The organism is Micromonospora sp. URMC 106, assembly GCF_051386395.1.
Classification (GTDB): Bacteria; Actinomycetota; Actinomycetes; order Mycobacteriales; family Micromonosporaceae; genus Micromonospora.
Genome location: NZ_JBPQTP010000035.1, coordinates 1 through 18596 on the forward strand (window position 1 = coordinate 1; position 18596 = coordinate 18596).

Here is an 18596-nt window from a genome sequence, read left to right on the forward strand (position 1 = left end):
GTGTGCCGGGGTGCGGGCGCGGATCGAGGCGGGGTTGCGGGGGCTGGAGGGCTCGGGGCCGTTGCACGAGCAGGTGACGGCGTGGTTGTTCCCGACGTCGTTGACGGCGGTGCTGCCGCTGGTCGCGGCACTGGTGGAGCCGACGGTGCGGCGGCGGTACGTGGTGGCGCGGGAGGTGCTGGCGGCGTACGGCATGGCGGAGCGCTATGCGGCGGTGCTGGAGCTGTTGGACGGCGGTGGGGTGTCGGCGGGGCGGGTGGCGGAGCACCTGGCGGGGTTGGCGTGCACGTTCGACGTGGCGGCGGGTGTGGCGCGGACGCGGTTCCCCTTCAGCGCGGACATCACGGCGGTGGGGCGCCCGGTGGTGGTGGACGGTGGTGCCGCGCTGGTGGCGGCGGGCTGGCACCGGGAGGCGATGTTCTGGATCGTGGCGACGTACGCGCGGTGTCACGCGGTGCTGGCGGTGGACGCGCCGGAGCGGGGTGTGGAGCTGGCGCCGTCGTTCGAGGCGGCGGTGGCGGATCTGGGGGTGTTGTCGGCGGCGCAGCGGCGGCAGCGGGCGGACGAGGTGTTGGCGTTTCTGCCGGGGTGGTGTTCGGTGGTGCAGGAGATGGCGGCGCGGTGAGCCGTAGCGTGCGATGCGCGACGGGCCGCGGGCACGGCGGGTCCGGGCGGGTGGTGGCCGGTCGGCCCGGCGGCGGGCTGTCCGCCGCCGGGCCTGGCGCAGTCGCGGGCCGGCGGGCCCGGGCACCGTGGGTGGATGACCGGAGGGACGGGTCAGGCGTGGCCGGTGGCGCGGCGGGCGGCGTCGAGGGCGTTGCGGAAGAGCATGGCGACGGTGGTGGGGCCCACTCCCCCGACGCGGGGGGTGATGGCGCCGGCGACCTCGGCGCAGGTCTCGTCGACGTCGGGCAGCAGGCGTCGTCCTTCGTAGCGGACGCCGCCGCCGATGACGACGGCGCCGGGGCGGACGTGTTCGGGCTGGATGATGCCGGGGACGCCGGCGGCGGCGATGAGGATGTCGGCGCGGCGGGTGTGGGTGGCCCAGTCGGGGACGCCGGTGTGCACGACGGTGACGGCGGCGTTGGCGGTGGGGCGCTTCTGGGTGAGCAGCAGGGCGAGGGGGCGGCCGAGGGTGGCGCCGCGGCCGAGGATGACGACGTCGCGGCCGGCGACGGGGATGTCGTGGAAGGCGAGGAGGGCTTCGATGCCGGCGGGGGTGCAGGGCAGTGGTCCGGGCAGGCCGAGGGCGAGGCGGCCCATGTTGAGTGGGTGCATGCCGTCGACGTCGAGGTCGGGGTCCATGGTCTGCAGGGCCCGGTCGTAGTCGAGGTGGGCGGGGATGGGGTGCTGGATGAGCAGGCCGTGCACGTCGGGTGCGGTGTTGAATTCGGCGATGACGCGGTGCAGGTCGGCCTGGGTGGCGGTGGCGGGCAGGTGGACGTGGGGTGAGTCGAAGCCGAGTTCGGCGGCCTGGCGCTGTTTGATGCGGATGTAGCCGGCGCTGGCGTCGTCGTCGCCGACGAGGATGGTGGCGAGGCTGGGGGTGGTCCCGGCGGCGCGCAGGGCGGTGACGCCGGCGGCGACGTCGGTGAGGATGCGGTCGGCGACGGGGGCGCCGGGCAGGAGTCGGGCGGTGGGCATGGTGCTCCTCCGTCAGCGGGGGCCCAGGCGGTCGACCTCCGCTCGTGGAGCTCCCCGATGGTTGTTGCCCATCCCCTGGCCGCCAGTCGCGTCGGGTTCAGCTTGCCACAGGAGGGTGGCCGAGGTCGACCAGGAGGGGTCGGTGGTCGGAGATGGTGGACAGGGGCGTGTGCACGGCGGTGACGGGTGGCAGCCGGTCGATGCCCTGGCGGTCGGCGAGGATGTGGTCGAGTTGCACGCGGGGTTGCCCGGCGGGGTAGGTGGGGCGGCGGCCGAGGGGGCGCCAGCCGGTGAGGAGTCGGGCGGGGCCGGCGGGGAGGTTCAGGTCGCCGAGGAGGATGCGGGGCGCGGGCAGGGCGCGTAGGGCGCGGACGGTCTGGCGCAGTTGGTGGGCGTTCCAGCCGGGGACGAAGGACAGGTGGGTGGCGGCGACGGTGAGTTGCCCGTGGGGGGTGTCGAGGACGGCGGCGAGGACGACGCGGGGTTCGTCGTGCAGGAGGGTGAGTCCGCCGCCGGGCCCGGGGACGTAGACGGGTGAGCGTACGGGGGCGGCGCGCAGTCGGGTGACCTGCCAGCTGCGGACGCGGTAGCGGGTGACGAGGCCGATGCCGTAGCAGGGTTCGCCGTGTCCGTCGTCGTCGTGGCGCAGGGGGCGGAACTGTTCGCCGGGGGTGCCGACGACGGCGGCGGCGAAGCGGTGTTCGTCGGCGCCGAGGGCGCGGGCGGCGATGGCGGTGAGGTCGAGTTTGCCGCTGCGGCTCTGGTCGCGGTCGACTTCCTGCAGGGCGAGGATGTCGGCGTCGAGGGCGGTGACGGCGGCGGTGAGCCGGTCGGGGTCGACGAGGCCGTCGGTGAGGGACCGGCCGTGCAGCAGGTTGAAGGTCGCCAGGCGCACGCTTGCACCCTACGTGGCCGTGGGAGGGTTGCCGGGTGTTGAAGGTGTTGTGGTGTTCGGTGGTGCTTTTCGTGGCGCTGGGTGCGGTGGGTGTGTGGTTGCGTCGGCGGCGGGGTCGGTGACCGGGCTGGGTGGTGCTGCGGCCGGGTGCCGGTGAGGCTGGCCACAGGTGGTCTCGTCGGCGGGCGGCGGTGGGAAGAATGGCGGCCCGTGGATCCTCTGTCGCTGACCACCCTGCTCGCTGCGGCCGCCATGGCTGGTTGGGTCGATGCCGTGGTGGGCGGTGGCGGGTTGTTGCTGTTGCCGGCGTTGCTGGTGGCGGCGCCGGGGATGCCGGTGGCGTCGGCGTTGGGCACGAACAAGCTGGCGGCGATCGCGGGTACGACGACGGCGGCGCTGACGTACGCGCGGCGTACGAAGATCGATTGGGCGGTGGCGGGGCCGTCGGCGGGGTTGGCGGTGTTGTGCGCCGGGTTGGGTGCGGCGTTGGCGGGGGCGGTGCCGGCGTCGGCGTACCGGCCGGTGGTGTTGGTGGTGCTGGTGTCGGTGGCGGTGTTCGTGGTGTTGCGCCCGCGGTTGGGGGTGGTGGCGCAGCCGCAGCGGCGGACCCGGTGGCGGGTGGTGGCGGTGGTCGCGGTGGCGGGTGTGGGCATCGCCCTGTACGACGGGTTGATCGGGCCGGGGACGGGGACGTTCCTGGTGTTGGCGTTCACCGCGTTGGTGGGTGCGGACTTCGTGCACGGTTCGGCGATGGCGAAGATCGTGAACGCGGGCACGAACCTGGGGGCGTTGGTGGTGTTCGCGGCGACGGGGAACGTGTGGTGGCTGTTGGGTGCGGCGATGGCGGTGTGCAACGTCGCCGGTGCGGCGTTGGGGGCGCGGATGGCGCTGCGGCGCGGTTCGGGGTTCGTGCGGATCGTGCTGTTGGTGGTGGTGCTGGCGTTGGTCGGCAAGTTGGGTTTCGACCAGTGGATGGCGGCCTGACGGGTCGCCGCCCACTGGCCCGGGGGCGGACCCCGCCCGGTGTGTGATCATCATCCGATGCCGGTACGCGCCGAACACGACCGCACCGTCCTCGCCGGGCTGCTGGGGCGGGACCCGGTGCTGCACGCGTACCAGCTGGGCGACCTGGACGACTTCTTCTGGCCGTACACCTCCTGGTTCCGTCGGGGCGAGGAGGTGGCCCTGCTGTACCACGGCGCCGACCCGCCGACGCTGCTGGCGTTCGCGGCCCCGTCGCGGGTGGCGGAGCTGGCGGTGCTGCTGCGCGAGATGGCGCCGGTGCTGCCGGCGCGGCTGTGGGCGCACCTGTCCCCCGGTCTGGCGCCGGCGCTGGCCGGGGCGTACCGGATGGAGGCGGCCGGCCCGCACCACAAGATGGCGTTGACCGACCGGGCCCGGCTGGCGGCGGTCCCGCCGGCGGGGGTGGTGCTGGGCGCCGCCGACCTGCCGGCGCTGCGCCGGTTGTACGAGCAGGCCTACCCGGGCAACTGGTTCGACCCGCGGATGCTGGACACCGGCCAGTACGTGGGCGTGCGCGAGGGCCGTGAGGTGGTGGCGGTCGCCGGGGTGCACGTGTACTCGCCGGCGTACGGGGTGGCGGCGTTGGGCAACGTGACGACCCATCCCCGGGCGCGCGGGCGGGGGCTGGCCAAGGCGGTGGTGGCCGCGTTGTGCGGGCGGCTGCTGGGCGGCGTCGCGCACGTGACGCTGAACGTGAAGGCGGACAACGGGCCGGCCGTGCGGCTCTACGAGCGGCTGGGTTTCACCCGGGTGGCCGACTACGGTGAGTACGCGTTGACGGCCCACGGGCGGTGACCACCGGTCGTCCCGTGGCCACGGGCCGTGCGGGTGGGGTGCTCGAGCCGGGCGGCGCGGGGGTGCCTCCGGTCGGCGGCGCGGCCCGCACGACCGGCCGAGGGCCGACGTGAAAGCTCTTCCGCCTGCATGTCGGGCCGCGGTTGCGGGTCGGGAACCCGACGCTGAGCTGCGCTGGTGTCGGACCGGTGGGGCCCGGCCCCGGCCTTAGCGTCTCCCGGCGGAGGTCGCGCGTTCCACGCGCGGCGGAGCTGAGGGAGCAACGCATGGCAACAACAGCAGTGCCCTGGCGACGAACACGGACGGTGAGCCTGCTCGCCGGCGTGACGGCGGTGGTGACGGCGCTGGCGACCCCCGCGGCGGCGGCGCCGGGGGTGAGTCCGGCCCTCGTGGACCGCGACGCCGATCCGGGCACGACGATCGGTGTCAGCAAGGTGGTGTCCACCCCGCCGATTCCGCCGAAGCCCGACGTGGTGCTGCTGGTCGACACGACCGGCAGCATGGGCGGGGCGATCGCCAACGTGCGCACCAACCTGCAGCAGGTCATCACGGACGTGCGGGCGGCGCAGCCGTCGGCACAGTTCGCGGTGGCCTCCTACCGGGACACCGGCGACGGCGCGGAGCTGTTCCGGGTGCGGCAGGACCTGACCGACGACGCGACGGCCCTGCAGAACGCGGTGAACGGGCTGGCCGCGGGCGGCGGCGGGGACGTCCCGGAGGCGTGGGTGAACGCGCTTGTCGAGGTGTCCGAGGGGGCGGTCGCCTACCGCTCGGGCAGCAGCCGGATCGTGGTGCTGGTGGATGACGCGCCGAGCCACGACCCGAGCAACGGGCGCACCCTGGCGCAGGCGACGGCGGCGTTGCAGGCCGACGAGGCGCGGCTGCTGGCGGTGAACGTCAGCGGCGGCGGTGGCGGCCTGGACGCCAGCGGGCAGGCGACGGCGGCGGTGGCGGCCACCGGCGGGCAGTTGGTGGGCAGTTCCCCCGACACGGTGACCGCCGCCATCCTGGCGGGCCTGCGGGACCTGGACGTCACGGTCACCCCGACGGTGACGTCGTGCGACGCGGGCCTGTCGGTGGGCTTCGACGCGCCGTCGCGGACGCAGCAGTCGGGCACCGACGTGCCGTTCGCCGAGACGATCACGGTGGCGGCCGACGCCGCGCAGGGCGCGCAGTTGAGCTGCACGGTGGAGTTCCGGCTCAACGGCCTGTCCGGCGGGCCGGCGTTCACGCAGCAGATCCGTGTGCGGGTCAACGACGTCACGCCGCCGACGGTGCTCGTCGACGACCGGACGGTGGAGGCGACCAGCCCCGCCGGGGCGGTGATCGACTACCCGGCCACGGCGAGCGACAACGTCGACGGTCCGCTGAGCCCGGCGTGCGTGCCGCCGCCGGGCTCGACGTTCCCGCTGGGGGCGACGACGGTGACGTGCGCGGCCACCGACGCGGCCGGCAACACCGGCAGCGACACCGCGGTGATGCGGGTGGTGGACACGACCGCCCCGGCGACGGCGTGCGTGCCGACGAACAACCCGAGCGGGGACAACACGCCCGGCTCGTACAACCCGGACGGGTTCTACGAGCTGACGTCGACGGACGTGGTGGACACGGCGGTCGAGGTGTTCATCGGTGACGCGGCGGACCCGAGTGTGCGGTTCGGTCCGTTCCCGGCCGGCACCAAGATCAAGCTGGTGCAGGCGCCGGGGGCGCAGTCGCGGGTGAAGGACGGCACCGGCGACATCGACTACAAGGTGACGTTGCGCGGCGACGCGCTGATCGTCGGCGTGGACGACGCGGGCAACGCCTCGACGCCGGCGGTGTGCCTGGTGGCTCCCCCGCCGAAGTGACGCCCCGTCGCGCGGGGTGAGCCCCGCGGGTGACGTCGCGGCCGCCGGGCCCCGTCGGGGTCCGGCGGCCCTTCGCGTACGCGGGCGGGTCGGCGCGCCGGGTTCAGCGGCGGCGGCTGGGCGATCGGCGCGCCGGGTTCAGCGGCGGCGGCTGGGCGAGTCGAAGCGGCCGGCGCGGATCTCGCGCAGCGCCCTGCGGCGGGTGTCTCCGCGCAGGGTGTCGACGTAGAGGCGGCCGGCCAGGTGGTCGGTCTCGTGTTGCAGGGCCCGGGCGAGGAATCCGCTGCCCGAGATGGTCAACGGTTCGCCGTGCTGGTCGAAGCCGTGGGCGGTGGCGTGCATCGCCCGTGGGGTCGGGAAGTAGAGGCCGGGGATGGACAGGCAGCCCTCGTCGTCGTCCTGCAACTCCTGCGACAGCTCCAGCGTCGGGTTGACCAGGTGACCGCGTTCGCCGTCGGCGTCGTAGACGAACACCTGGGCGTTCACGCCGATCTGGGGGGCGGCGACGCCGGCGCGCCCGGGCGCGCCGAGCAGCGTGTCCATCAGGTCCGTGACCAGGGCGCGCAGTTCGGCGTCGAAGCTGGTGACCGGCTCGCTCGGGGTGCGCAGCACGGGGTCGCCGATGATCCTGATGGGCCGCATCGTCATGCCGGCAAGGTTATCCGTCGCCGGTCGCGGCGGCGGCCCCCGGGCGGCCGGCGACGAGCACCTCGATGCCGTCGAGGATGCGCGCCAGCCCGAACTCGAACGCGCGGGCGGGGTCGGCGGCGGCCTGGTACTCCTGCCCGGCGGCGGTGCCGACGCGGGCGGCGAGGGGGTAGCGGCGCGGGTCGAGGGCCTTCTCCAGGTAGGGGGCGTGGGCCTGCCACCACTGTTCCTCGGTCATGCCGGTGCGCGCGGCGGCCTGGGCGGCCTCCACGGCGCTGCGCACGGCGCCGTGGACGTACCCGGAGACGAGGGTGACCACGGCGTCCATCTCCAGGTCGGTCAGGCCGATGCCGTCGACGGCGCGCAGTTCGTACTCGTAGCGGGCGATGACGTTGGGGCCCAGCGGCGGGCGGTTGGTGGCGACCTGCAGCAGCCAGGGGTGGCGCAGGTAGAGCGCCCAGGTCTCGCGGGCGACGTGGGTGAGGCGCCCGCGCCAGCCGCCGGGCACGTCGTCGGGGCGGGCGGTCTCGCCGTAGACGGTGTCGAGCATGACGTCGAGCAGTTCGCCCTTGCCGGGGACGTACGTGTAGAGGGACATGGTGCCGACGCCGAGGCGTTCGGCGACGCGGCGCATGGACAGGGCGGCCAGGCCGTCGGCGTCGGCGACCTCGATGGCGGCGCGGACGATCCGGTCGACGGACAGGTCGGGTCGGCCCTTGCGGCTGGCGCGTTCGCGGGTGCGCCAGAGCAGGGCGAGGCTGCGCGCGGGGTCGCCGGTGCCGCTGTACTCGGTCGTCATGCTCCGGCACTCTACCGTGCGCCGTACCGTATGGTGTACCGTACGGCGTACGAAACGAGTGGGTGGGAGCGCGGATGCACCGGAACGGACCGGCCGTCGAGGCCGAGGGACTACGCAAGCGCTACGGCGACACCGAGGCCCTGGCCGGCCTCGACCTCACCGTGCCCGCCGGCACGGTCTGCGGGCTGCTCGGCCGCAACGGGGCGGGCAAGACCACGGCGGTGCGGGTGCTGACCACCCTGCTGCGGCCCGACGCCGGCACCGCCCGGGTGGCCGGCGCCGACGTTCGCCGCCATCCCGAGCGGGTCCGCGCCCGCATCGGGCTGGTCGGTCAGCACGCCGCCGTCGACGAGGTGCTCAGCGGCCGGCAGAACCTGGTGCTGTTCGGCCGGCTGCACCACCTCGCCCGGGCCCGGGCCCGCGCCCGGGCCGCAGAGCTGCTCGCCCGCTTCGACCTGACCGACGCCGCCGACCGGCCCGTCGGCACGTACTCCGGCGGGATGCGCCGCCGGCTCGACCTCGCGGCCAGCCTCATCCTCGACCCGCCGGTGCTCTTCCTCGACGAGCCCACCACCGGGCTCGACCCGCGCGCCCGGGCGCAGGTGTGGGACGCCGTGCGGGGGCTCGTCGCCGACGGCACCACCGTGCTGCTGACCACGCAGTACCTGGAGGAGGCCGACCAGCTCGCCGACAGCGTCCGGGTCGTCGACGCCGGTAGGGTGATCGCCGACGGCACCCCCGACGAGCTGAAGGCCGCCCTCGGCGGCGACCGGATCGACGTGGTGCTGTCCCGCGCCGACGAGCTGGCCCCGGCCGCGCGGGCCGTCGCCGCGGCCGTCGACGCGCCCCCGCACGTCGATGCGGCGGCCCTGCGGGTCAGCGTGCCCGTCACCGGGCGCGTCGCCGCGCTGGCGGCCGTGCTGCGGGCACTCGACGACGCCGGGCTCACGGCCGCCGACATCGCGGTGCGCCGCCCCACCCTCGACGAGGTGTTCCTGCGGCTCACCGGCGACGACTCCCCCGCCGCCCACCCCACCGAGGAGAAGGTGACCGCATGAGCGCGACCGTCCACCCGCTGCCGCACCGCCTGCGCTGGGCCGTCGCCGACGGCGTCACGCTGACCGGCCGGGCGCTGGCGCACTGGGTCCACCAACCCGCGCAGGCCATCGTCGGGCTGCTGTTCCCGGTGCTGCTGGTGCTGATGTTCGCCTACCTCTTCGGCGGCGCGATGAGCGTGCCCGGCGGCGGCGACTACCGCGAGTTCCTGCTGCCCGGCATGTTCGCCATGACGATGGCCTTCGGCATCGAGTCCACGTACGCGGCCGTGGCCACCGACACCGCCCGCGGCGTCACCGACCGGTTCCGGTCCCTGCCGATGGCCCCCTCGGCGGTGCTCACCGGCCGCGCCACCGCCGACCTGCTGCACGCCGCCGCCGGGCTGGCCGTCATGCTCGCCTGCGGCGTCGCCGTCGGCTGGCAGTGGCGCGCCGGCGCCGCGGCCGCCCTGGCCGCCGTCGGGCTGCTCCTGCTGCTGCGCTTCGCCCTGATCTGGGTCGGCATCCACCTGGCGCTGGTGCTGCGCAAGCCCGAGTCGGTGGTGGTGCTGCAGATCCTCGTCTGGCCCGTCGGGTTCACCTCCAACGCCTTCGTCTCCCCCGACACCATGCCCGGCTGGCTCGCCGCGCTCGCGCAGTGGAACCCGCTGTCGGCGACCGTCGCTGCCTGCCGGGAACTGTTCGGCAACCCCGGCTGGGGCGGCGACTCGTTCGCCGCGCAGCACGCCGTCGCCCTCGCCGTCGCCTGGCCGCTGCTGCTGATCGCCGTGTTCCTGCCCCTGGCGGTGCGCCGCTACCGCAGGCTCGGCCGGTGAGCGGCGCCGGGACCGCACGCAACGTCCCGATCCCGCCCCGCGCGGCGCGGGTCCGCGACGACCCGCCCCGCGCCGGGAACCCGACCGCCGACCCGCAGATGGAAGGACACCCGTGACGATCGGCTCCCACGCCGTCACGTTCACCCCCGCCGACCCGCCCCGCGCCGGGACGCTGCTCGTCTGGTCGCCCGACGGCGACCCCCCGCCCGACAGCCTCGGCGAACCCGTCGAGGCGACACTGGCGACGCCGCCGCACGGACACCCCGCACCGGTGCCCGCACGGCGGGTGTCGGTGGCGTCCGGCGTGCCGCTGCTGCTCACCGCCACGGTCACCGACCCGGCGGCCGCGTTCTGGGCCGCGGCCGCCCGCGAGGCCCTGCACCTGGCCGCCCGCGGCCTGCTGCTGCCCGCGGTGACCCCCGCCGGGCACGACGCCTGGCGGGTCGGGCCGCTCACCGCCGACGACGAGGCCCGGCACGCGCGGCTGGCCGCCGCGATGCCCGCCGCCGCGCGCGCGACGCCGGTGCCCGGACGCACCCCGACCTGGCTGCCCGACCCGGGGCGGCTGCTGCGCGACTTCCTCGACGCCGTCGCCGACACCCTGCCCCGCGCCGACGACGCCACCGGCGCGTGGTCGGCGCAGCCACCCACCCCGGTCGGGCGGCTGCGCGACTGGGCCGCCCGGGTCGCCGAACACGCCGACGCGGCGGTACGGCTGTCGCTGCGCCTGGAACACCTCGACACCCCCGACGAGCCGTGGCGGCTGGTGGCCCAGGCGCACCGCCCGGCGACGCCGGGGCTGCTCACCGACGCCGCCGCGCTGTGGCGCGCCCCGGTCCCCGGCTTCCCGTCCGGGTCCCGCGACGCCGTGCTGCTGGCCCTGCGGCACGCCGCGCGGGTGTGGCCGCCGCTGGCCGGGCTGCTGGAGGCGGCGGTGCCGGACGCGCTGGCGCTGACCGACGCCCACGTCGTCGACCTGGCCACCGGCGCAGCCGCCCGCCTCGCCGCCGACGGGATCGACACGCACTGGCCGGCCGGGCTCGACCGCGACCTCACCGCCTCGGCGGTGCTGCGCGCCCCGGCCCGCCGCGCCGGCGGTCCCGGGCTGCTCGCCGAGCCCGGCGACCTGGCGCTGCACTGGCGGCTGAGCCTGCACGGCACGCCGCTCACGCCGGCCGAGCTGGCCCGGCTCGTCGACGCGCACCGACCCGTGGTACGGCTGCGCGAGCGGTGGGTGCTGGTGCCCCCGGACCTGGCCCGCCGCGCCCGCGATCCGCACGCCGCGACGCTGGCCGCGATGCCCGCGCTGCGCGCCGCGCTGACCGGGGCGGCGCACGTCGACGGCGAGCGCGTCGACGTGACCGCCGAGGGTTGGCTGGCCGACACCGCGCGGCGCCTCGCCGACGGCGACACCGCCGCCCCGGTGCCCACGCCGGCCGGGCTGACCGCGACCCTGCGCGACTACCAGCGCCACGGGCTGCGCTGGCTGGCCCGACTGACCGCGCTCGGCCTCGGCGGCTGCCTCGCCGACGACATGGGGCTGGGCAAGACCGTCACCCTCATCGCCCTGCACCTGCACCGGCAGGCCGACCCCGCCACCGCCGGCCCGACCCTCGTGCTGTGCCCCGCGTCGCTGCTGGGCAACTGGGAACGGGAGATCCGCCGCTTCGCCCCCGGCACCCCCGTACGCCGCTTCCACGGCCCCGACCGCCACCTCGACGGCCTCGACGGCGGGTTCGTCCTCACCACCTGGGCCACCCTGCGCCGCGACGCGGCCCGGCTGGCCGCCCGGCGGTGGCCGCTGCTCGTCGCCGACGAGGCCCAGCACGTGAAGAACCCGCACTCGGAGACCGCCACGGCGCTGCGCGCGATCCCCGCCGCCGCCCGGGTCGCGCTGACCGGCACCCCGGTCGAGAACGACCTCACCGACCTGTGGGCGATCCTGGACTGGACCACCCCCGGCCTGCTCGGCACCCTGGCGGAGTTCCGCGCCCGCTGGGTGAAGCCGGTGCAGACCGACCGCGACCCCGACGCCGGGCGGGACCTGGCCCGGCTGGTCGGGCCGTTCCTGCTGCGCCGGCGCAAGAGCGACCCCGGCGTCGCCCCGGAACTGCCCGGCAAGACCGAAACCGACCAGCCGGTCGCGCTCACCGCCGAACAGGCCGCGCTCTACCAGGCGTGCGTCGCCGAACTGCTCGACCTGATCGCCGGCACCGACGGCTTCGCCCGACACGGGCTGGTGGTCAAGCTGCTCACCGCGCTCAAGCAGATCTGCAACCACCCCGCCCAGTACCTGCGCCAGAGCGCGCCGCTGGCCGGCCGCTCGGGCAAGCTCGACCTGCTCGACGAACTGCTCGACACGATCCTGCCCGGCGGCGGCGCGGTGCTCGTGTTCACCCAGTACGTCGCGATGGCCCGGCTGCTGCACCGGCACCTGAGCGACCGGGGCGTCGGCGCGCTGCTGCTGCACGGCGGGCTGCCCGTCGCCGCCCGCGACGAGCTGGTCCGCCGGTTCGACGCCGGTGAGGCCCCGGTGTTCCTGCTGTCGCTGCGCGCCGCCGGCACCGGCCTGAACCTGACCCGCGCCGACCACGTCGTGCACTACGACCGGTGGTGGAACCCGGCCGTGGAGGACCAGGCCACCGACCGGGCGTACCGCATCGGGCAGACCCGGCCGGTGCAGGTGCACCGGCTGATCGCCGAGGGCACCGTCGAGGACCGCATCGCCGCGCTGCTCGCCGGCAAGCGGGAACTCGCCGAGGCCGTCCTCGACGCCGGACCGGCGGCCCTGGCCGCGCTCAGCGACACCGAACTGGCCGACCTGGTGACCCTCGGAGGCAACCGATGACCCCGCGCGGCTTTCCCGCCTTCGCGCCCGGCCGGGCCCGCCGGCCCCGCACCTTCTGGGGTGCGGCCTGGAACCGGGCGTGGGAGGCCGACGCCCTCGACGCCGGGCCGCTGCGCGCCGGACGCCGGCTGGCCGCCGCCGGGCACGTCGGCCCGATCACCGTCAGCCCCGGCCGGCTCGCCGCCGCCGTGCACGACGGCGACACCGAGCAGGCGTACGCCACCCGGGTGCGCGTCGCGCCGCTGACCGACGGCGACTGGAACCTCCTGGCCGCCGAGGTGGCCGCCCGCGCCGGGCACCGGGCGGCGCTGCTGGCCGGGCAGTTGCCGCGCGAGCTGGCGGACCTGGCCGGGGTGCGGCTGCTGCCCGGGCTGGGCGAGGTCACCCCGGAGTGCGACTGCCCGGAGTGGGACCACCCCTGCCGGCACGCCGCCGCCCTGTGCCACCAGGTGTCCTGGCTGCTGGACGCCGACTCCGCCCTGCTGCTGCTGGTTCGGGGCCGCGACGCCCGGACGCTGCTCGCCGCCGCGCCGGGCCCCGGTCGCGTCGGCGCGCCGCCGGGCGCCGCACCGCAGCCGGCGGCCGCGACCATCCGGCGCCCCGACGCGCCGGATACGGCGGGGACGGCGGCCGCCGAGGCGTACGCGTGCCCGGCGCCGCCCCTGCCGCCGGCGCCGGGCCCGGCGGGCGCGCCATTCCCGCCGCTGCTGCCGCCGGGCCCCGAGGTCGACGTCGACGCGCTGCGCCGTCTCGTGACGGTGGCCGCCGACCGGGCGGCGGCGTTGCTGCGGCAGGACTGACGGCGGGTCGCGGCGGCCAGGCGCTACGGCGTGTCCAGGTAGGTGTCGAGGGCGGCCGCGCCCGTCAGCATCGCCCGGCCCCGCGCCGTCAGCCGGTCGCGCCACTGCCGCAGCGTCGCCTGCAGCGGCTCCGGTCCGCCCGCCGTGCGTACCCGCTGCAGCACCCCGGCGATCTGCTCCAGCCCGTGCCCGCCCCGGCGCAGCTGGTGGGCCAGCAGCGCGTCGCGCACGTCGGCGGAGGTGTAGACGCGGTAGCCGGTGCGCGGGTCGCGCCGGGGCACGATCAGCCCGGCCCGTTGCCATTTGCGCAACGTCGCCGGCCGGATGCCGAGCCTGCGCGCCAGCGGCCCGATGAACGTCACACCCGGCTCCCGTTCACGCGGCGGCGCCAGGTCGCGCAGCGCCCCTTCCACGGCCTGCAGCGTGCGCCGGTCGTCGGCCAGTTGCGCGTGGCTCTCGTCGATCAGCCGCAGCGCCTCCTCGACGGCGCCGCCGTTCACGGCCCGCATGATCGCCGCCGCGGTCGCGTGACCGTGCGCGGGGATCAACGCCAGGAACGTCCGCAGCGCTGCCGCGTGGCGCGCGGCGTAGACGCGGTAGCCGTGCGGCGAACGCTCGGCCGGCGGCAGGATCCCCGCCTCCTCGTAGTTGCGCACCGCCTGCGTGGACAGGCCGTGCTCGCGCGCCAGATCGATGGGCCGCAGCCGCATGTGAAGGTACGTCCTCGCCGACAGCCGGAAATGCCGTCGAAGTTTACAGCGACGGCGCAACAATCCGGTTGAGGCAATGACGGCCTCGACGCGGGACGCCGGCTTCCCGGTCGCGCTCAGGCGGGTGGCGGCAGGCCCGCGTCGGCGATGCGCTGCCGCATCGGGCGTCGGCGCACGGCGGCGAGGACCTCGTGCAGCAGGTCGGCCAGCGGCACGGACAGCTCCGCGTCCAGCCCGCGCATCGCGGCGGTCGTCGCCGCCCACTCCGCCTCGATCACCGGCAGCAGCTCGCGGGCCCGGTCGCTCAGGCGCACGATGCGCTGCCGGGCGTCCGCGCCCGGGGCAAGCTCCACCAGGCCGGCGCGGGCCATCTGGGCCACGGTCTGGCTGGCCGCCGAGTGGGTGACCCCGACCCGGCGGGCCAGGTCACGGATGGACAGCGGCCCGTCGGCCACCAGCACCCGCAGCGGCGGGGAGAACCGGGGCCGGTAGTCGGCCAGGCCCCGCTCGGCGTACACCGCGGCCACGTCGCCGTCGAGCACGTCGAGGACGTGCCGCAGCAGCGTACCCACGGCCTCCCGGTTCGGCGCGTCAGTCACCCCGCTAATGTAACAGCGCTGTTGTATCGGTCGGGACGAGGGAGGACAGGCGATGACGCAGCGGTACCCGCTGACGGAGCCGTACGCGCACGGGATGCTCGACGTGGGCGACGGCCAGCTCGTGTACTGGGAGACCTGCGGCAACCCCGACGGCAAGCCGGCGGTGGTGCTGCACGGCGGTCCCGGCTCGGGCTGCGCGCCCAGCTGGCGGACATTCTTCGACCCGGCCCGCTACCGGGTGACCCTGTTCGACCAGCGCGGCTGCGGTCGCAGCCTCCCCCACGCCGCGGACCCGACGGTGGACCTGTCCACCAACACGACCGACCACCTGATCGCCGACATCGAACTGCTGCGCGAGCACCTGGGGGTGGACCGCTGGCTGGTGCTGGGCGCCTCCTGGGGCTCCGCCCTCGGCCTGGCGTACGCCCAGCGGCAGCCGCAGCGGGTCAGCGAGCTGGTGCTGTTCAGCGTCACGGCCGGCACCCGGCGGGAGATCGAGTGGATCACCCGGGACATGGGGCGGGTCTTCCCCGCGGAATGGTCCCGGTTCCGCGACGGCGTGCCGCCGGCCGACCGCGACGGCGACCTGGCCGACGCGTACGCCCGGCTGCTGGCCGATCCGGACCCGGCGGTGCGGGACCGGGCCGCGCGGGACTGGTGCGACTGGGAGGACACCCACGTCGCCACCGTGCCCGGACACCGGCCCGATGCCCGCTACGCCGACCCGGTGTTCCGGATGGTGTTCGCCCGCCTGGTCACCCACTACTGGCGGCACGCGTGCTTCCTGACCGACGGCGAGTTGCTGCGCGGCGCGGGGCGGCTGACCGGCATCCCCGGCGTGCTGCTGCACGGCAACCTCGACATCAGCAGCCCGCCCGACGTTCCGTGGCTGCTGGCGCGGTCCTGGCCGGACGCGCGCCTGGAACTGCTGGACCGCGCCGGGCACGGCAGCGGGCACGGCATGGCCGAGCGGGTCGTGGCGGCGCTGGACGGCTTCGCCGACCGCCGCTGACGGCCCCGCGACGCCAGCCGTCGCCGACTGATCTCCAGCCGATGGTGCAGCCGCGGCTCGGTATCGCGGAGGCGCGCGGTACGTCAGCTCACGGCCTTCTTGACGAGGGTGGTGATGGTGTTTGCGGCTTCGTCGCTGAGGTCGCTCACGCCGAAGGACGTGGGCCACAGGCCGCTGCCGTCGGCGAGGTTGGCTTCGGCGGTGAAGCTGAAGGTCGAGTAGGGCTCCTTATCCACGTGCCCGCTACGGAAGAAACACACGACCCTGCCTTTCCTGGCGTAGGCCGGCTGTCCGTACCACAGCTTCGGCGACAGTTGCGGAGCGTTGGTGGTGACGATGGCGTGGATGCGTTCGGCCAGTGCACGGTCCGCCGGCTCCATCTCCGCGATCTTCGACAGCACGTCGAGTTCCTCGGCGGCTGCCTTGTTGCGACGACCGCGGCCCGCCTCCTTCTTCAGTTCCGCGGCGCGTTCCTTCATGGCAGCGCGTTCGTCCTCGGAGAAGGCGTACGTCCTGGTCCCGCTCGTCGCATTGCTGCTCGTGCTCATCGCGTCGCTCCCTGGCCGTTGTCGCTGTGAGGTGATAGTGACGCTAACTGTGCCGCGGATGCTGGTGCTTCTCGATTCTTGATCGATGCCCGCCCCGTGCTTGCGCGAGACACCCCGCACCTGCCGCCCGGTCGCCCGCGTGGCGGGTGCGGGGTGCAACGATGGTGTGCGTGGGTGTCGGGCGTGCGCAGGCGCAACGGTTGCGCGACATCGCCGTGATCCGTCGGGTCCGCGACCGGATCGATCGCGAGTACGCGAAGCCGCTGAACCTCGAGACACTGGCCCGTGGGGCGCACCTGTCGATCGGGCACCTGAGCCGGGAGTTCCGCCGCGTCTACGGCGAGTCTCCGTACTCGTACCTGATGACCCGGCGGATCGAACGGGCGATGACGCTGCTGCGCCGCGGCGACCTCAGCGTCACGGACGTGTGTTTCGAGGTGGGCTTCTCCTCGCTGGGCACGTTCAGCACGAGGTTCACCGAGCTGGTCGGCGTGCCCCCGAGCGTCTACCGACGTGACCATTCCCGGGCCGCGGCGGGTATTCCGCCGTGCCTGAGCAAGCAGGTGACCAGACCGGTCAAGAATCGAGAAGCCCGCCCCGGTGGTCCTTCATAGCCTGACGGGCATGAACATCACCATCCAGCACGCCTTCCTCCCGCACACCGATCCCGAGGCCGCTCTGGGTTTCTACCGCGACGTACTGGGCTTCGAGGTCCGCGGCGACGCCGGCTACGCGGACATGCGATGGATCACCGTCGGCCCTGTCGGACAGCCCGACACCTCCATCGTGTTGCACCCGCCGGCAGCCGATCCGGGCGTCACCGAGGAGGAGCGCCGTATCATCCTGCAACTCATCACCAAGGGCGTCTACACCGCCGTCACGCTGGCCACCGACGACCTCGACGGGCTCTTCGACCGTCTCCAGGCCGCAGGTGTCGAGGTGGTCCAGGAACCCATCGAACAGGACTACGGGGTCCGCGACTGCGCTTTCCGTGATCCCGCCGGCAACCTGATTCGCGTGACCAGCGCACCCGCGTGAGCCGGCCCGCACGACTCTCCCACCGGATCGGCCGACCCCGGAACGTCTCGCTACGACGGCGCGCCGGGCGGCGCGGACCTCGCTCGGGCGCCGCCGCGCTCACGCCACGGCCTCGCTGCCGTCGCGCACCACGAACTCGCCGGAGGTCGTGGTGCCGAGCCCGGTCCGGCGCAGGGTCAGCGCGACCGCACCCGCGCCGCCGCTCGCCACCTCCGACTCGGTGATGCGGTACGACGCCGGCGCGGCTCCCTCGGCGAACAGGCGCTTGCCCTCGCCGAGGACGACCGGGAACTGCAGCAGCCGGTAGGTGTCGACGAGCCCGCGTCGTGCAGCGTGCGCACCAGCCGCCAGCTGCCGTGCACCTGCAGCTCGCCGCCCGGCCGCTCCTTGAGCCGGCGCACCTGGGCAACGATGTCGTCGCCGCGCAGCACGCTGGTGTTCCCCCACGCGGCGTCGGCGTCGGCGAGGGTGTTGCTGACGACGTACTTCGGCCAGGTGTTGAGGGCGGTGGCCACCAGGTTGTCGGGGTCGGTGACCTGCGGCCAGTAGCCGCGCATCAGCTCGAAGGTGGTGCGGCCGAGCAGGAAGGCGTCGGCCTGCCGGAACCACCGGTCGACGCAGTCGAGCTGCCCGGCCTGGCTGTGCGGCACGAGCCAGCCGCCGCGGGTGAAGCCGTCGCTGGTGTCCTCCTCGGCCCCGCCCGGGCCCTGCATGACGCCGTCGAGGCTGACGAAGGTGTGGACGCTGATCTCCATGGCTGTCTCCCTGGTGTGTGGCCCCGTGCAGGCGAGCGCGGGCCGCTTCGCCGTTCCCCTCGCGGAGGAACATGCGAGAAGCCTCGCACCGACAGATTGAGCTGTCAAGACAAGAAATATTGTCGGTGCACCGTGCGTCGATTCGGCGACGAGTCGGATCACGGCGAGGAACAGGGGCAGCCCGCGGCCTCCAGCGAGGAACCAACGCTGAGGACTTGATCTGAGGGCGCTGGGGGTCGGATGGGCGCGGGTGCCCGTTGCTCCGGACGGCGTGCGCCCGGCACCCACTCCCTGGGCGCCGGGCGTCAGCCCAGCGCTTTTCGCAGCAGCGCCGTCAACTGGTCCTGCTCGTCGGGTGTGAGGCGTCCGACCGCTGTGCGGGCGAAGGTGAAGGCTGTCTCGAACCGGCGGTTGACCTCGTCTCCTCGGGGGGTTCGCGCGACGAGTCGTGCGCGGCGGTCCCGGGGGTTCGGTTCGCGGACCACGAGGCCGAGCGCTTCGAGACGCGCGACGATCTGGGTGATGTTGGAGGCGTCGCAGCCGAGTTCCTCGGCCAGGGCGCCCATGCCCCGTCGCTCGTCGAGTCGCCCGAGCACACAGGCCTGCGCCGAGCTGAGCGACAGCTCGGCCGCGGCCGCTTCGTAGGCACGGTCGTACACGTCGACGAGGTCGAACAAGACGGCCTCGGCGTCGGACGAGGTGCTTACGGGCCCGTTCGGCAGCGCCACGGCTCCCAGCCTAGACGATTTACTTGATCCGCTCAAA

General features: G+C 74.9%; 19 protein-coding genes, 1 pseudogene and 1 riboswitch. Of the genes and pseudogenes, 11 read left to right on the top strand and 9 right to left on the bottom strand.

Annotated elements, in window-relative coordinates:
• Positions 1 to 625 (top strand): annotated as a pseudogene (locus ACSNOB_RS13805) (hypothetical protein); the annotation flags it as partial.
• A 152-nt stretch (positions 626 to 777) separates the two neighbouring features.
• Here ACSNOB_RS13805 and ACSNOB_RS13810 read toward each other — a convergent pair.
• A complete protein-coding gene (locus tag ACSNOB_RS13810; RefSeq protein WP_436687005.1) occupies positions 778 to 1644 on the bottom strand; it encodes a bifunctional 5,10-methylenetetrahydrofolate dehydrogenase/5,10-methenyltetrahydrofolate cyclohydrolase in 867 nt (288 codons plus the stop codon).
• Positions 1645 to 1658: 14 nt separating this feature from the next.
• A riboswitch (ZMP/ZTP riboswitch) is annotated at positions 1659 to 1744 on the bottom strand.
• The gene (locus ACSNOB_RS13815) at positions 1742 to 2539 is read right to left on the bottom strand and encodes an endonuclease/exonuclease/phosphatase family protein (RefSeq protein ID WP_436687006.1); all 798 of its coding nucleotides are present in this window, start codon (positions 2537 to 2539) and stop codon (positions 1742 to 1744) included. It overlaps the preceding riboswitch by 3 nt.
• Before the next feature lie 210 nt (positions 2540 to 2749).
• On the opposite strand from ACSNOB_RS13815, the gene ACSNOB_RS13820 reads away from it, so the two are divergent.
• From ACSNOB_RS13820 to ACSNOB_RS13830, 3 genes are all read left to right on the top strand, one after another.
• Positions 2750 to 3523: a sulfite exporter TauE/SafE family protein gene (locus ACSNOB_RS13820; protein WP_436687007.1), complete on the top strand. Its 774-nt coding sequence runs from the start codon at positions 2750 to 2752 to the stop codon at positions 3521 to 3523.
• A gap of 57 nt (positions 3524 to 3580) precedes the next feature.
• Positions 3581 to 4357, top strand: coding sequence for a GNAT family N-acetyltransferase (locus ACSNOB_RS13825; protein WP_436687008.1), 777 nt, complete (start codon positions 3581 to 3583; stop codon positions 4355 to 4357).
• A 266-nt stretch (positions 4358 to 4623) separates the two neighbouring features.
• Positions 4624 to 6204: a VWA domain-containing protein gene (locus ACSNOB_RS13830; protein ID WP_436687009.1), complete on the top strand. Its 1581-nt coding sequence runs from the start codon at positions 4624 to 4626 to the stop codon at positions 6202 to 6204.
• Between the two features lie 138 nt (positions 6205 to 6342).
• On the opposite strand, the gene def is transcribed toward ACSNOB_RS13830, so the two are convergent.
• Together def and ACSNOB_RS13840 are read right to left on the bottom strand one after the other, a co-directional pair.
• Entirely contained in the window at positions 6343 to 6852 is a 510-nt protein-coding gene (gene def, locus ACSNOB_RS13835; protein WP_393107865.1) for a peptide deformylase, read from the bottom strand.
• A gap of 10 nt (positions 6853 to 6862) precedes the next feature.
• Positions 6863 to 7651 (bottom strand): TetR/AcrR family transcriptional regulator, encoded by a 789-nt coding sequence (locus tag ACSNOB_RS13840; protein ID WP_436687010.1) that lies wholly within the window; start codon positions 7649 to 7651, stop codon positions 6863 to 6865.
• A gap of 74 nt (positions 7652 to 7725) precedes the next feature.
• Between ACSNOB_RS13840 and ACSNOB_RS13845 the strand changes: the two genes are divergently transcribed.
• The 4 genes from ACSNOB_RS13845 (at position 7726) to ACSNOB_RS13860 (ending at position 13169) form a co-directional block, all read left to right on the top strand.
• Positions 7726 to 8709 (top strand): ATP-binding cassette domain-containing protein, encoded by a 984-nt coding sequence (locus ACSNOB_RS13845; protein WP_436687011.1) that lies wholly within the window; start codon positions 7726 to 7728, stop codon positions 8707 to 8709.
• Positions 8706 to 9521, top strand: coding sequence for an ABC transporter permease (locus ACSNOB_RS13850; protein WP_436687012.1), 816 nt, complete (start codon positions 8706 to 8708; stop codon positions 9519 to 9521). The genes ACSNOB_RS13845 and ACSNOB_RS13850 overlap by 4 nt, the downstream gene beginning before the upstream one ends.
• A gap of 112 nt (positions 9522 to 9633) precedes the next feature.
• Positions 9634 to 12369, top strand: coding sequence for a DEAD/DEAH box helicase (locus ACSNOB_RS13855; RefSeq protein ID WP_436687013.1), 2736 nt, complete (start codon positions 9634 to 9636; stop codon positions 12367 to 12369).
• Positions 12366 to 13169 (top strand): SWIM zinc finger family protein, encoded by an 804-nt coding sequence (locus ACSNOB_RS13860; RefSeq protein WP_436687014.1) that lies wholly within the window; start codon positions 12366 to 12368, stop codon positions 13167 to 13169. Before ACSNOB_RS13855 ends, ACSNOB_RS13860 begins: the two co-directional genes overlap by 4 nt.
• A gap of 23 nt (positions 13170 to 13192) precedes the next feature.
• On the opposite strand, the gene ACSNOB_RS13865 is transcribed toward ACSNOB_RS13860, so the two are convergent.
• Together ACSNOB_RS13865 and ACSNOB_RS13870 are read right to left on the bottom strand one after the other, a co-directional pair.
• Positions 13193 to 13879 (bottom strand): TioE family transcriptional regulator, encoded by a 687-nt coding sequence (locus tag ACSNOB_RS13865; protein ID WP_436687015.1) that lies wholly within the window; start codon positions 13877 to 13879, stop codon positions 13193 to 13195.
• Between the two features lie 116 nt (positions 13880 to 13995).
• Complete coding sequence (locus tag ACSNOB_RS13870) at positions 13996 to 14478, bottom strand: MarR family winged helix-turn-helix transcriptional regulator (RefSeq protein WP_436687016.1); 483 nt, start codon at positions 14476 to 14478, stop codon at positions 13996 to 13998.
• A 52-nt stretch (positions 14479 to 14530) separates the two neighbouring features.
• Between ACSNOB_RS13870 and pip the strand changes: the two genes are divergently transcribed.
• Positions 14531 to 15490: a prolyl aminopeptidase gene (pip, locus tag ACSNOB_RS13875; protein WP_436687017.1), complete on the top strand. Its 960-nt coding sequence runs from the start codon at positions 14531 to 14533 to the stop codon at positions 15488 to 15490.
• An 83-nt stretch (positions 15491 to 15573) separates the two neighbouring features.
• On the opposite strand, the gene ACSNOB_RS13880 is transcribed toward pip, so the two are convergent.
• Positions 15574 to 16038, bottom strand: coding sequence for a DUF1801 domain-containing protein (locus ACSNOB_RS13880; RefSeq protein WP_436687018.1), 465 nt, complete (start codon positions 16036 to 16038; stop codon positions 15574 to 15576).
• Between the two features lie 170 nt (positions 16039 to 16208).
• Between ACSNOB_RS13880 and ACSNOB_RS13885 the strand changes: the two genes are divergently transcribed.
• Both ACSNOB_RS13885 and ACSNOB_RS13890 read left to right on the top strand, forming a co-directional pair.
• Positions 16209 to 16652, top strand: coding sequence for a helix-turn-helix transcriptional regulator (locus ACSNOB_RS13885; RefSeq protein ID WP_436687019.1), 444 nt, complete (start codon positions 16209 to 16211; stop codon positions 16650 to 16652).
• Positions 16653 to 16662: 10 nt separating this feature from the next.
• Complete coding sequence (locus ACSNOB_RS13890; RefSeq protein WP_436687020.1) at positions 16663 to 17076, top strand: VOC family protein; 414 nt, start codon at positions 16663 to 16665, stop codon at positions 17074 to 17076.
• Between the two features lie 176 nt (positions 17077 to 17252).
• On the opposite strand, the gene ACSNOB_RS13895 is transcribed toward ACSNOB_RS13890, so the two are convergent.
• Complete coding sequence (locus ACSNOB_RS13895) at positions 17253 to 17831, bottom strand: dihydrofolate reductase family protein (protein WP_436687021.1); 579 nt, start codon at positions 17829 to 17831, stop codon at positions 17253 to 17255.
• Positions 17832 to 18136: 305 nt separating this feature from the next.
• Positions 18137 to 18559 carry a MarR family winged helix-turn-helix transcriptional regulator gene (locus ACSNOB_RS13900; RefSeq protein WP_436687022.1) on the bottom strand — a complete coding sequence of 141 codons (423 nt, stop codon included), beginning with the start codon at positions 18557 to 18559 and terminating at the stop codon, positions 18137 to 18139.
• Positions 18560 to 18596 lie beyond the last annotated feature (37 nt).